Origin of the sequence: Streptomyces sp. NPDC003077 (assembly GCF_040611095.1) — a bacterium.
In the GTDB taxonomy this organism is placed as follows: Bacteria; Actinomycetota; Actinomycetes; order Streptomycetales; family Streptomycetaceae; genus Streptomyces.
On sequence record NZ_JBEXNM010000022.1, the window covers coordinates 1 to 12,295 of the forward strand.

Here is a 12,295-nt window from a genome sequence, read left to right on the forward strand (position 1 = left end):
GGTGGGGGCGCTTGGCCTATGCCGACTAACGGCAGGCGCAACGTAGGTTCGTCACCACGTATCACTGCGTGGACATCCCCGACCCGTCATCGAGAACGAACCAGACGCCTTTACGAAGAGGCCCCCGGGGCCCCGTCCGGAAGACGCCCCAGTCCGAGGCGAGCGCGGCGACGAGGCACAGCCCGCGCCCGCCCCCTTCCTCCGGCCCGGCCTTGCGCACGCACGGCCACTGAGGGGAGTTGTCCCACACCGAGCCCCGGACGAAGGTCGGTTCGACCACGACCTCCAGGTCCACGCGGGGGGCGCGGGTGTGGCGCACGACGTTGGTCACCAGCTCGGCCACGATGAGCTGCGCGTCGTCGATGTACTTCTGGTGACCGGTCACGCTGAGCAGGACGGAGATCCAGTTACGCATCAGCTTGGGGGCGAGTGTGTCGCGGGGGGCACGCAGTTCGAACGGGCGGCGGTGCGCGGGTGGTACCAGGAGGGGTGCGAGTGGTGGGGGGTGCATGGCTGATCTCCCAACGCGGGTTCGATTCGCGCTGCTCGTCACCGTGGCTCGACCGCACGCGAGTTCGGTCAACTCGCTTTCGTACGGCTGCACTTCGGGATTCCTTCGACGTGCCGCGCGGTACGGGGAGGACCATAGGGGGCGGCACTCAAGTACCGCAAGGGTGAGGCGAACAGCTCACCCTTGCGGTTGGTCTCGTGCCGCGATCGGCGGCAAACTGCTCACCGAGGACGAAGGAGAGGCGCCATGCCGGGACGGAGCTACCCAACCGCTCGCCAACGACGGTTGGGCGCAGAACTACGCAAGATGCGGGAACGAGCCGGCATGTCCGGCGCCGAAGCCGCCGCGTTCCTGGGCGGACAACGCGCACAGATCAGCCACATCGAGTCGGGACGGTTCGGCGTTAGCGCAGACCGAGTTCGCCGCCTCGCCTCTCATTACTCGGCGACCGACCGGCACCTGATCGATGCCCTCGCCGCCATGGCTGATGAGCGCGGGAAAGGCTGGTGGGAGGAATACCGCGGCATCCTCGCACCCGAGTTTTTGGACCTGTCGGAACTGGAACATCACGCCAGCTATCTTCGAAGCATTCAGTTGATGGTTATCCCAGGCATCTTCCAGACCGAATCCTACGCGCGATCACTGATCAGCAGCGGCATTGACGATTTGCCCGGTTCGGAAATAGACGCTCGGGTTCAGCACCGGATGCAGCGGCGGCGGATCTTTGACCGTCCGAAGCCCGCGCCATTCGAAGCGTTCATCCACGAGGCCGCACTTCGACTGAGGTACACGGACGCCGACGTGATGCGGGAACAGTTGGCGTTTTTGAATGAAGTTTCGCTGTGGCCAACAGTCACTATCCGAGTCATTCCGTTTTCCGCGCGGATCACTGGATCTGCGGAGTCGGCGTTGTATGCCGGCGCCGACCTTCCCGCGCTTGATTCCGTCCAGAGGGACCACGCGTTCGGTAGCGGAATCTTGGACGCAGAGGCTCACCTAGTGAGGTATCGAGCCCTGTTTGACTCCATCGCGTCCATCTCTCTCGACGCGGAGGAGTCCAGTAAACTCATCCAACGCACCGAACAGGAAATGTGAATGAGCGACGCAATCGCATGGCAGAAATCTTCGTTCTCGGGGGCAGGCCAGGGTCAGGACTGCATTGAAGTGGCTCCCGTGGACGGTGCAATCAAGATGCGGGAGAGCGACCATCCCGAGGTAATCATCACAACGAGCGTCCAGAAACTGCGCGCCTTCGTCCTGGGCGTCAAGGCCGGAGAATTCGATCACCTGATCTGATCTGCGCCATCGCCACCCATACGTCAAGCGCCCCCATCTGCGCAGGTGGGGGCGCTTGACGTATGCCACTTTACGGCGGGCGCAACATGCGGCCGTCACCACTGAAGCGGACGAGACCAGGACTCGGCATGTGGGCCGCTTTCGGCTAATACGCGGAGGGAGGTGGACCGACGTACGCACGCGGCCCACACTTGGACGCACCCGGAGAAGAGACTTTGATTCACCGAATAAGATCGGAAATGAAGCGCTTCCCCGTGAGCAAGCGACAGGGCCTCAACCACAAGGACACAAAGGAGCCGTGAAAGCGTGAATAAGACGACCTACTGGCAGAAGTCGTCATTCTCCGATCAGGGCGGCGGAAACTGCGTGGAAGTCGCGGCACGTGACGGTCTGATTCTCATGCGCGAGAGTGACGATCCTGCCGCGACACTGAAGGTCGGCCGGGGTCACCTCTCCGCACTGATGAGCCGGATCAAGGCGTCAGGGTTCGAACGACAGGGCTAAATTAGACCACCAGAGCCCCCGCCCATATCCGTACGGGCGGGGGTTTTCCGATTTATAGCCCCCCCCTTCGACATAACGCCACCTCACGCTTTATCCCCCAACCTGTTGGGGGTTCACGGCTCTAATGGCTAACGTCGCTTACACATTCCCCGATATCCCTCCCCCACCCCGTCAAAGTTGGGGAGAGGGACACCGAAAGAGGCAGCGTGGGACCATTGAAGCGCAGCATTGGCGAATGGGCGATCAATCGAGCGCCCGAGCGACATCTATATGGTTACGCCTTCATGCACACCAGTGACGGGCGTTTCCTCGTGCTCAAGCGAGAGGGAGAGGGTTGGGTGCTTCCCGGCGGGCCAGCGGAATCCGGTGAACTGGCGGTCTCCGCGTGCATGAGCCATGCTCTTGCCGCGACCGGCATCACCGTAACGCCGCACGGAATCCTGACGGTCGACCACCCCTCCGCCTGCACCGACATCGGTGGTTTCCGTGAGGCCGTGTTCATCATTTTCGACTGCGGCCCCTATGACAACAACCCTGACCAGTACGTCCGACTCGACGTCGACCACTATCGGGACCACCGATGGGTGACCGCTGAGGATATGGCGGAAATCTCCACCGGCTCCCAACAACGCCGCCTTACCGCAGCCCTGACGGCTTTGCGGACCGGCACCGTCCAGTACCTCAACAACGGACGCCCGGCCACCGCCGCCGCCCCCTGAGGCGGTTGATCGCGATGACCGACGCCCACTACAGGGACGAACTCAAACAGGCCTGCGCCGACCAACTCACCGCCGACGGACACCTCCACGGATGGCTGCGCACCGCATTCGCGATCGTGCCGCGCGAGGCGTTCGTGCCCGACCGCGTGTGGTGGCCCGTCATGGGACCTGACGGCACTTTTCCCGTCCGGGACCGCACAGCGGACCCGAGGGCGTGGTTGGAGGCCGTTTACGACCCACACCGACCCCTCATCACGCAGATGGACGACCACCTCGACCCGTCCGCCGGACCGGCCGCCGGCCGATTCAGCTCCTCCATCTCCGCCCCTGACATCGTGTGCCCGATGCTCCACCACCTCGACGTGCCCGGCGGGCACGGCGTGCTGGAGATCGGGACCGGCTCCGGGTACAACGCCGCGATGCTGTGCGAGCGGGTCGGCTCGTCCAACGTCATCACGGTCGAGATCGACGAGCGGATAGTCCACCACGCGCGCCAGTCGCTCTACGCGGCCGGGTATCGGCCGCACGTACGGTGCGGCGATGGGACGCGGCAGGTACACGGCGCCGCCCCGTTCGATCGCGTCATCGCCACCGCCAGCACGCGCGCGATTCCGTACGCATGGATCGAAGGGACCGTGCCCGGCGGCGCGATCCTCGCCCCCCACGCGACCACGACCGGCCCCTCCGGTCTCGTCCTGCTCCGGGTGGACGAAGCCGGGGCGGCTGCGGGGCGGTTCGTCGAGCTGGTCGACTTCATGCCGCTCCGTGGGCAGGTGTCCCAAGGAGACGCGGTGGCGCGGCTCCGCGAGTCGACCTGGGACGCTGCCGAGACGGCGACGGTCGAGGGGGATCTCGGCAACCTGGGGGACAACCGCAACGGCCTCTTCGCGCTCTGGGCGCGGCACCCGACGCTGCGAGCCGCCCGCAACCCGGAAGGGACGTGGTGGCTGTCCTCGACGGACCTCACGTCGTGGGCGGCTGCCCGGCCTCGCCCTGACGGTGAGTCGTTCCGCGTCAAGCGCCATGGCCCGCACGACCTGTTTGCCGAGCTGGCCGAGGGCGCAGAGTGGTGGCGCGTCTCCGGCTGGCCGGAGGTGGCGCGGTTCGGCCTGACGGTGACGGGCGAGGGCGAGACGGTGTGGCTCGACTCGCCGGGCCGGCCGGTCGCGGCCGGTCTCGGCTGATCGGCCGCGAGCGCCGACCCCTCCCCGCGATGTCGCCCGACTGTCCCCGCTCAAGCACAAGAACCTCAACGTCCCGGGCCGCACAGCTTCACCGCCTCGCAGCCGGTGGAAGGCTTGCAGCCACTGCGCGACCCGGACGCGGTGGGCCCCGGCAGCGCGGAGAACCGAAGAGAGGCGGGCGTGAGCAGCAGCGGGCAGGGCGGAAGAGCGAGAAGGAGGTACGCCCAGCCAGGACGCCAGTCCACGCAGCACACGGCCCCGGCCGCTGCCCGGAGGCAGTGCAGCCGGGGCCCTGCTCTCGGCAGTGGGCAGACCGTCCGTTTGCACCAGGGGCCCAAGATGGCCTTGACAGCGCGGGAAACCCGGCCCTGCTGGGTATCACCGGCCCACAGGTATGCGTCGTACTCGGTGAGCTTGACCATCTGACCGGTGACGGTGGCGGTGAAGGCGAACCGGGCGACGCGGCGGGCGGCTTCGGTGGCGTGGCCGTGGCCCCAGGTGTCCTCGCGGAGGATGTAACTGAGGCTGCCCATGACCGGGGTTCGTCGGCGCAGGGCGATCCGGCCGATCAGCTCGCCGTCGATGACAATTGCCCAGGTCCACTGCCGTCGGGGCCTTTCGGTCGCTCCTGCGAGGGCCGCACGGATCCTGTCGTGTGCCTCGCCGAGTGTGAGGGCCCTGCCGGTGGTGTAGCGGACCGAGGCGCCGCGATAGACGCGCTGGAGGGCCGGGGCGTCCTCGGGGACCAGGTCGCGAAGGATCACCATGCGGCGGCCAGTTCCTGAGCGGTGGGCCGGTGGGCGGGGTCTGCGGACAGGCAGGCGGTGAGGGCTTCTTCGAAGGCGGAAAAGGGCCACGGCCGGACCTTGCTGATGGCTGTCGTGCTGCCCTTGGCGATGGTGCGCAGCTTCTCCAGCCGGGGAAGGTCGTCGTCATAGGTGACGGGGCGGTGGCCGGTCCAGCACCAGAACAGGGAGGCGCCCAGGCTCCAGAGGTCGGCGGCAGGCGTGGCCTGGATGTGGGCGTCGGCGGGGGTGGCGAGGATCGCGGCGGCGATTTCGGGGGCGGTGGTGTGGGTGAGTGCGCCCCGGTAGGGGAGGCGGGGGCCGGTCGGCGGGCCGCAGGCGAGGGCGTAGTCGATGACCGCCGCGTGGACGTCCCGGGTCACGAGGGTGTTGGTGGGCTGCACGTCAGCGTGGGCCCAGCCGACGGCGTGCAGCCGGGCAAGGTGTTCGGCCCAGGTGCGGGCGATTCGCAGGAGCCGGGGGCGGGCCGAAGCGCGGTCCCCTTCGGATTCTCGGGTGGGGGCCAGTGCCTTCCACAGCGGCGTGCCGTCGATCCAGCGGACGGCGAGCCACCGGCCGCCCGGCCACGCCCCGGCATCGACCCGATAGCCGGGGCTGAGGGCCCCGGCCTTGGTGAGGCGGAGGAGGTGGTCGTCCTCCTGGGCCATTTCGGCGGCCTTGTCCCGGGCGTCGACGCTGTCGGGGCTGTTGGCCTTCAAGGCGACCGCGCCCCGGGGGCCTTGGATCTTCCAGGCTCGCGAGCCGCGCCGGTCGCTCAGGAGGCGTGTGGCGGTGGGCTTGCCGATGTGCCCGGTGAGGAGGTCGATGGCTTCGTCGGGGGGAGAAGGCGTCGGGCCCATGTACGGATCTCCGTCCATTGCGGGGGAAGGTGCGCGAACACGTCGCGGCCGTCGTCCTGGGCCGTGGCGAGCGCGGCGGCCAGGTGGGGGGTCGCGTGCAGAAAGCGCGGGTCGCGGCGCCGGACGGCGGCCCGCACGGGGAGGAACGAGACGGGAGCGGCCGGGATCCGGGCACCGGCCGCGGTGATTTCTTCTTCTCCCGCACAGAACTTGCCGAATCATGACCCCGACCGGCACTTGGACGTGGACATCGAGACAGTGCAGGGCTGGGAGTCGGGCCGACGGCCAGTGGCGAACGTGCGGGCCGGGACGCTGCTGGACTTGCGCCGACGGTTGCCCGCGCTGAGCGCGGATGCCGGACTGGTGGAGGGGCTGAGCGCCGCGATGGATGCGGACCGGTTCCTGGCGGCCAGGCTCGGCGAGGACGTGGCGGGCCGCATCCGCTGGCCGGATGGGTACACCCCCGTCAGACCGCGCACCTGCTCGCCTGGGCGCTGACCGGGACCGTTCCGCCGGCTCTTGCCGGATGGTTGACGGTACCCCGGTACGGGCCGGTCGGCATCGCACCACGACTGACGGTGACGGGGCGGGCGGTGTTCTTCGATCATCTGCGAGGCACCACCGAGACTGGAGTGGCAGAACAACTTCCTGCGCTGAGGCGCCGGGGCAGGCGTGCGCGGGTCCGGCGCTGGAGGGCCGCGCCCGTGACTTCAGCGTCCCGTGCGGGCTCGCCGGGCGCGTCGGGCGCGTCCCCGTCCTCGTCTGGCTCCTGACGCCTGCCCCTTCCACACTCGCTGAATAGAACGTTCGTACTAGTCCTGTGCTAGGTTCCCCTCACCCTGAGTGGAACGTTCGATCTAGCGAGGTGTCCATGATGAGCAAGCGGGAAGTGACGGTCATCGGTCTCGGTCCGATGGGGCGGGCGATGGCGAACGCGTTCCTCGATAAGGGCTACCGGGTCACCGTGTGGAACCGGACCGCGAGCAAGGCGGACGAGTTGGTGGCCGCCGGGGCCGAGCGGGCCGCCACGGTGCAGGACGCGCTCGCCGCGGGCGAGTTGGTCGTTCTCAGCCTGACGGACTACGACGCGATGTACGCGATCCTCGAACCGGCCGCCGGGGCGCTGGCCGGGCGGGTCCTCGTCAACCTCGGTTCGGACACGCCGGAGAGGGCCCGGGAGGCCGCGCGGTGGGCCGCACGGCATGGCGCGCGGTTCCTCACCGGGGGTGTGCAGGCTTCGCCTCCGCAGATCGGGCAGCCGGGGGCGTCCACGTTCTACAGCGGGCCCGAGGAGGTGTTCGAGGCGCACCGGGAGGCATTGGAGGTGCTCACCGAGACGAACTATCGCGGTGCGGACCCGGGGCTGGCGGCCCTGTACTACCAGGCGACGGTGGGCATCTTCTGGACCACCGTGCTCGGCTGGTTGCAGGCCCTCGCGCTGGCGGACGCCCATGGTGTCTCGGCCGGGGAACTGCTGCCCTCGGCGTCGTCCGTGCTGGCTGGTATGCCGGACTTCATGGGGTTCTACACGCAGCGGATCGACGCGGGCGACTTCGCGGGCGATATCGAAAAACTCGCCATGGGGGTGGCGAGTGTCGACCACGTCGTCCAGACGGCGAAGGACGCCGGTGTCGACACCACGTTGCCGGCGGCGCTCCTGGAGGTCTTCCGGCGGGGCGCCGCCGCCGGCCATGCCGACGACAGCGCCACGAGGTTGGTCGAGATTCTGAAGAAGCCCGCCGTGTGATCCGACCGGTGGGCCTTGGATGGCCGGGTTGGCGCCTCCCCCGGTCAGCGCTGGGGGGCGGGTGCCGACAGGCCGTCCAGAGCGACCACGGGCAGTGCTGCCGTGGGGTCGTCCGGGGCGTCCAGGCACACGCCGGTGCGCAGGTCGAAGGCCTGCTTGTGCATGGGGGAGATGACGACGGGGCGGCCGTCGCGCGTGCCCATGATGCCGTTGGCCATGACGTCCGCGCCCGAGAACGGGTCGCGATTGCCGACCGCGTACACCTCGCCGGTGGCCGGGTCCTTGAACAGGGCGGCCCGGCTGCCGTCGGGGAGTTCGGCGGCGCGTCCCCGGCCCGGTTCCAGCGCGTCGCGGAAGGACACGCCGTCGTCGGGCGCGGGCAGGAACGTCTCGAACCGGGCCAGCTTCTCCGGGTCGTCCAGGACGGCGCGCCACTCGTCCCGGTAGGCGGCGACGTGCCGCGCCATCTGCGCCTCCAACTCGGCGCACAGGCCGAGGCCGTCCTCGACCAGTACGTGCTTGAGGTGGTCCAGGCCGCCGTCGATCCGTTCCCGCCACGCCGAGGTGCGTTCCAGGCGCTCGGCGGTGCGCAGGTAGTACATGAGGAAGCGGTCGACGAGGCGGAACAGTTCCTCGGTGGTCAGGTCGGCGGCCAGCAGTTCGGCGTGGCGGGGGGTGGCGCCGCCGTTGCCGCAGACGTAGAGGTTCCAGCCGTGGGCGGTGGCGACGACGCCGATGTCCTTGCCGCGGGCCTCGGCGCATTCGCGCAGGCAGCCGGAGACGCCGCCCTTGATCTTGTGCGGGGCGCGCAGGCCCCGGTACCTCAGCTCCATGTCGATGGCGAGCTGCACGGAGTCCCCCTGCCCGAACCGGCACCAGCGGCTGCCCACGCACGACTTCACCGTCCGCAGGGACTTCCCGTACGCGTGCCCCGACTCGAACCCGGCGTCCACCAGGCGCCGCCAGATCGCGGGGAGCTGGTCGCTGCGGGCGCCGAACAGGTCGATCCGCTGGCCGCCGGTGATCTTCGTGTAGAGGCCGAAGTCCCGGGCGACCTCGCCGATGGTGATGAGCTGGTCCGGGGTCAGCTCGCCGCCCGGGATGCGGGGGACGACGGAGTACGTGCCGTCTTTTTGCAGGTTGGCGAGGTAGAGGTCGTTGGAGTCCTGGAGGGTGGCCTGTTCGCCGTCCAGGATGTGGGACAGGCCCAGTTCCGGACCGAGGGCCGCCAGGCAGTTGGCGACGACGGGTTTGCAGATCTCGCAGCCGCCGCCGGTGCCGTACTTCTCCAGCAGTGCGCCGAAGGAGCGGATGCGTTCGGTGCGGATCTTCTCGTAGATCTCCGAACGGGTGAGGGCGAAGTGTTCGCACAGGCCGCGGGGGCGGCCGGCGCCCCGGGCCGCCAGTTCCGCGTCCAGGACCTTGCGCAACGTGGGCAGGCAGCCCCCGCATCCCGTCCCGGCCTTCGTGTGGCGCTTGACGCCCGCGAGGTCGGTCAGCCCGTGCGCGGCGACGGCCTCGCGGACGGCGCCCTTGGTGACGTTGTGGCAGGAGCACAGCACCGCCTCGTCGGGCAGCGCGTCCGCGCCCGGCGCCGCCCCGCCCGCATCCGCGGGGAGCAGGAACGTCGCCGGGGGCGCGGGCAGCGGGCGGTCGGCTCCCGCGTACGGCTGGAGCGCGCCGTACGCCTCCGCGTCGCCGACCAGGATGCCGCCGAGCAGGCGGCCGTCGGAGCCGAGGACGAGCTTTTTGTATACGCCTTCGCGGGTGTCGGAGAAGACTACGGCGGTGATCGGGGCGTCTTTCCTGTTCTGGCTGTCCTGCCCGTTCTGGCTGTCCTGCCCGTTCTGGCTGTCCTGCCCGTTCTGGCTGTCCTGGGCGGCCTTCCCGTTCTTGTCCTCCGCGCTCTCGGCGCTCTCCGCTTTCTGCGCGTGCTCCGCCGCGAAGGGGTCGCCGAAGGAGGCGACGTCCGCGCCCATCAGCTTGAGCTTGGTGGAGGTGTCGGCGCCCGTGAACCGGGCGGTGCCCGTGCCCGCGAGGTGGTCGGCCACCGTCCCGGCCATCCGGTAACCGGGGGCGACCAGCCCGTAGGTCCGCCCGTCGACCGTCCGGGCGCACTCGCCGACGGCGTAGACGTACGGATCGGAAGTGCGGCACCGTTCGTCCACGACGACGCCGCCGTGCTCGTCCACCGCCAGGCCCGCGCGCCGCGCCAGCTCGTCGCGCGGGCGCACACCGGCGGAGAAGACGACCAGGTCCGCCGCGACGCGCTCCCCGTTGGACAGCAGCAGGCCACGCGTGACGCCGTCGGCGTCCGTCTCGATCTCGCGGGCGGCGGTGCCGGTGTGGACGGTGACGCCCAGGGACTCCACGGTCCGGCGCAGGGCGTCCCCGCCGTCGTCGTCGATCTGGAGCGGCATCAGCCGGTCGGCGAACTCCACGACGTGCGTCCGCAGCCCGAGGGTGCGCAGCGCCCCCGCCGCCTCCAGACCGAGCAGGCCGCCGCCGACGACTACGCCGGTTCGCGCCGGGGCGTCGGCGGGGGTGGGCCCCGCTCCGTTCTCGGCGTAGGCCCTGATGGCGGCGACGTCGTCGAGGGTGCGGTAGGTGAAGACGCCGGGGGCGTCGGTGTGCGCGACGGGCGGGACGAAGGGGACGGAGCCGGTGGCGAGGACCAGGGCGTCGTACGGCACGTCGCGCCCGCTGCGGGTGGTCACCTTGCGGGCGGTGGTGTCCACGGAGACGGCCGGGTCGCCCAGTCGGAGGTCGATGCCGTGGCGGGTGAAGAAGTCGTCGTCGGTGAGGGCGAGTTCGTCGGCGGGGGTGCCGGCGAAGACGGAGGAGAGGTGCACCCGGTCGTAGGCGGGCCGGTTCTCTTCTGCGAGGACGGTTACCTGCCAGCGGGGGGTGTCCGGGGCTGCGGGGCCGTCCGCGCTTCCGGGGGCGTTCGGGGATGCGGGGCTGTCCGGGTCTCTGGGGCCGCTCGGGTCTTTGGTCCCGCCCGGGTCTCCGGTCCCGCCCGCCCCGTCCGGACCCGCCAGTGCGTGGCGCTCCGCCAGTTCTTCCAGCAGTCGCTGGCCGACCATGCCGTGGCCTACGAGGACGAGTGTGTGCGTCATGGCGGGGACCTCTCGTTACGAGCCTGTGCGGCCGGTACGGCCTTCCGCCGTTGCCCCGCACTGCCCGGGCAACGTCACCGGCCGAACTGGCACACTTCGGACCCTAGACCGCGCTCTCGGCCGCGATTTGCGAAAACGGTCCCTCGTTACGGGCCGATGGTCCCTTCCTGCGCCCGGAGCACAGCCGTACCGTCGACTCGCTCCATCGGGTGCCGTGGGCGCCGTGCGCCGTGGGGTGCCCAGGTGGCGCGGATGCCGGTGAGCAGGTGGCGCGGATGCCGGTGACCAGGTGGCACGGATGCCGGGGCGGGTGAGGGGCGCCCCATTGGGGTAGCGGACGGCTCCGGCGTGCACGACGGTTCCGACGCGGTGGCTTCCGAACGGCCGTTATGACGTGGCCGAATGGCCGTTATGACGTACCGCCTGGCCGTTATTTCGTGGCCGCGTGGCCGTTATGACGTGACCACCTGGCGGTTCCGGCACGGACCGTCCCGGGTCTCCTCATGCGGCGCCACCGGCACGCGGGCCGCCCCCCTCCATGGCCCGCACCGACGTACCCGCGTACGCGCCGACGCGCGAACCGGCACCGGCGTCCCGTCCGATGGCGCAGACGTCATCACCGCACGCAGAAAGGCCCCGCACCATGCTCTCCCCCCACCCCGGCGCCCCCGCGCTCGTCCTCGCCGTCCACGGCAGCGCGTTGCCCCAGGCCGTGCGCCCCATCGAGCTGCTCGCCCTCAAGGTGACACAGTGGTACGGCGTAACCCCGCTCATCGGGCACCTCGACGTCCGGTCTCCCGATGTGGGTCAGGTCCTGTCTCGCGTGCGGCGTGCCGGAGGGGCGAGCGCGGTGGTGGTCCCGTTGCTGCTCGGCGACGGCTATCACCGGACCGTGGACCTTCCCGCTGTCGTGGACACCGCCCGCTCCGAAGGGCTGGCGTGCGTCCTCACCGACGGACTGAGTGACGAGCCCGCCCTCGCCACCGCCCTCTACGAGCGGCTGCGGCAGGCCGAACGCCGCGCGGGCGGCCTGGCCGATGCCGTCCTGCTCGCCGCCGCCGGCTCCGGCCGCCCCGGTGGCAACGCCGGTGCCGTCCGCACGGCCGACCGCCTTCGGGTGCTGCTCGGCGAGGAGCGCGGCCCGGTGCCGGTGGTAACCGGGTACTGCTCGGCGACCGGGCCGTCCGTCACCGAGGCGTACCAGTGCCTGCGCGCCCAAGGACACCGACGTGTCGCCGTGGCCACGTACCTCCTCGCCCCCGGCCGTTTCACCTGCGCCCTGCGCGACCTGGGCGCCTGGGCGGCGAGCGCGCCGCTGGCGGATCACCCCGTGGTGGCCCGACTGGTCGGGGAGCGGTACGTGGCGGCCCGCAGCGTCTTTCTCACTGCGTCGGGCGAATAGTCCGACCGGCTACCGCTCTGCTGTCGATCCGTCCGCGCCCGTGCCCATGCCCGTGCCGCGCCCATCCCCTCCGGGCGAACCGGGGCCCCACCCTGAGGCCACCCCCACCCCGGCCTCGGGTTATCCCCACCTCTCCCCTCCACCACCCGGCGGACCTCAAATCCAACC

The 12,295-nt window shown here is 70.1% G+C and carries 12 protein-coding genes; 8 read left to right on the plus strand and 4 right to left on the minus strand.

The window, feature by feature from the left end; translation table 11 throughout:
• Nucleotides 1-61: 61 nt before the first annotated feature.
• The gene (locus tag ABZX96_RS16955) at nt 62-511 is read right to left on the minus strand and encodes an ATP-binding protein (protein WP_355544726.1); all 450 of its coding nucleotides are present in this window, start codon (nt 509-511) and stop codon (nt 62-64) included.
• A 246-nt stretch (nt 512-757) separates the two neighbouring features.
• Between ABZX96_RS16955 and ABZX96_RS16960 the strand changes: the two genes are divergently transcribed.
• The 5 genes from ABZX96_RS16960 to ABZX96_RS16980 all read left to right on the plus strand — a co-directional run bounded on the left by ABZX96_RS16960 (nt 758) and on the right by ABZX96_RS16980 (nt 4,214).
• The gene (locus ABZX96_RS16960; RefSeq protein ID WP_355544729.1) at nt 758-1,606 is read left to right on the plus strand and encodes a helix-turn-helix transcriptional regulator; all 849 of its coding nucleotides are present in this window, start codon (nt 758-760) and stop codon (nt 1,604-1,606) included.
• Nucleotides 1,607-1,807: a DUF397 domain-containing protein gene (locus ABZX96_RS16965; protein ID WP_355544731.1), complete on the plus strand. Its 201-nt coding sequence runs from the start codon at nt 1,607-1,609 to the stop codon at nt 1,805-1,807.
• A 306-nt stretch (nt 1,808-2,113) separates the two neighbouring features.
• Complete coding sequence (locus tag ABZX96_RS16970) at nt 2,114-2,311, plus strand: DUF397 domain-containing protein (protein ID WP_355544734.1); 198 nt, start codon at nt 2,114-2,116, stop codon at nt 2,309-2,311.
• A gap of 215 nt (nt 2,312-2,526) precedes the next feature.
• Nucleotides 2,527-3,030, plus strand: a complete 504-nt coding sequence (locus ABZX96_RS16975) for an NUDIX domain-containing protein (protein ID WP_355544737.1) — start codon at nt 2,527-2,529, stop codon at nt 3,028-3,030.
• A 14-nt stretch (nt 3,031-3,044) separates the two neighbouring features.
• Entirely contained in the window at nt 3,045-4,214 is a 1,170-nt protein-coding gene (locus ABZX96_RS16980; RefSeq protein ID WP_355544740.1) for a methyltransferase domain-containing protein, read from the plus strand.
• A gap of 65 nt (nt 4,215-4,279) precedes the next feature.
• Here ABZX96_RS16980 and ABZX96_RS16985 read toward each other — a convergent pair whose 3' ends face one another.
• Together ABZX96_RS16985 and ABZX96_RS16990 are read right to left on the minus strand one after the other, a co-directional pair.
• Complete coding sequence (locus ABZX96_RS16985; RefSeq protein WP_355544743.1) at nt 4,280-4,981, minus strand: GNAT family N-acetyltransferase; 702 nt, start codon at nt 4,979-4,981, stop codon at nt 4,280-4,282.
• A complete protein-coding gene (locus ABZX96_RS16990; RefSeq protein WP_355544746.1) occupies nt 4,975-5,859 on the minus strand; it encodes a protein kinase in 885 nt (294 codons plus the stop codon). The genes ABZX96_RS16985 and ABZX96_RS16990 overlap by 7 nt, the downstream gene beginning before the upstream one ends.
• A gap of 210 nt (nt 5,860-6,069) precedes the next feature.
• On the opposite strand from ABZX96_RS16990, the gene ABZX96_RS16995 reads away from it, so the two are divergent.
• Together ABZX96_RS16995 and ABZX96_RS17000 are read left to right on the plus strand one after the other, a co-directional pair.
• On the plus strand, nt 6,070-6,357 hold the full coding sequence (locus ABZX96_RS16995; protein WP_355544749.1) for a hypothetical protein: 288 nt from the start codon (nt 6,070-6,072) through the stop codon (nt 6,355-6,357).
• A gap of 322 nt (nt 6,358-6,679) precedes the next feature.
• A complete protein-coding gene (locus ABZX96_RS17000; RefSeq protein ID WP_355544752.1) occupies nt 6,680-7,606 on the plus strand; it encodes an NAD(P)-binding domain-containing protein in 927 nt (308 codons plus the stop codon).
• A 44-nt stretch (nt 7,607-7,650) separates the two neighbouring features.
• On the opposite strand, the gene nirB is transcribed toward ABZX96_RS17000, so the two are convergent.
• Nucleotides 7,651-10,725, minus strand: a complete 3,075-nt coding sequence (gene nirB, locus ABZX96_RS17005; protein ID WP_355544754.1) for a nitrite reductase large subunit NirB — start codon at nt 10,723-10,725, stop codon at nt 7,651-7,653.
• Nucleotides 10,726-11,368: 643 nt separating this feature from the next.
• Here nirB and ABZX96_RS17010 point away from each other — a divergent pair.
• Entirely contained in the window at nt 11,369-12,127 is a 759-nt protein-coding gene (locus ABZX96_RS17010; protein WP_355544757.1) for a CbiX/SirB N-terminal domain-containing protein, read from the plus strand.
• The last annotated feature ends 168 nt before the right edge of the window (nt 12,128-12,295 follow it).

Bases quoted from the DNA above. Each gene is read 5' to 3' on its own strand.
- ABZX96_RS16955 (WP_355544726.1), bottom strand. From the start codon at position 511: ATGCACCCCCCACCACTCGCACCCCTCCTGGTACCACCCGCGCACCGC.
- ABZX96_RS16960 (WP_355544729.1), top strand. From the start codon at position 758: ATGCCGGGACGGAGCTACCCAACCGCTCGCCAACGACGGTTGGGCGCA.
- ABZX96_RS16965 (WP_355544731.1), top strand. From the start codon at position 1,607: ATGAGCGACGCAATCGCATGGCAGAAATCTTCGTTCTCGGGGGCAGGC.
- ABZX96_RS16980 (WP_355544740.1), top strand. From the start codon at position 3,045: ATGACCGACGCCCACTACAGGGACGAACTCAAACAGGCCTGCGCCGAC.
- ABZX96_RS16985 (WP_355544743.1), bottom strand. From the start codon at position 4,981: ATGGTGATCCTTCGCGACCTGGTCCCCGAGGACGCCCCGGCCCTCCAG.
- ABZX96_RS16990 (WP_355544746.1), bottom strand. From the start codon at position 5,859: ATGGGCCCGACGCCTTCTCCCCCCGACGAAGCCATCGACCTCCTCACC.
- nirB (WP_355544754.1), bottom strand. From the start codon at position 10,725: ATGACGCACACACTCGTCCTCGTAGGCCACGGCATGGTCGGCCAGCGA.
- ABZX96_RS17010 (WP_355544757.1), top strand. From the start codon at position 11,369: ATGCTCTCCCCCCACCCCGGCGCCCCCGCGCTCGTCCTCGCCGTCCAC.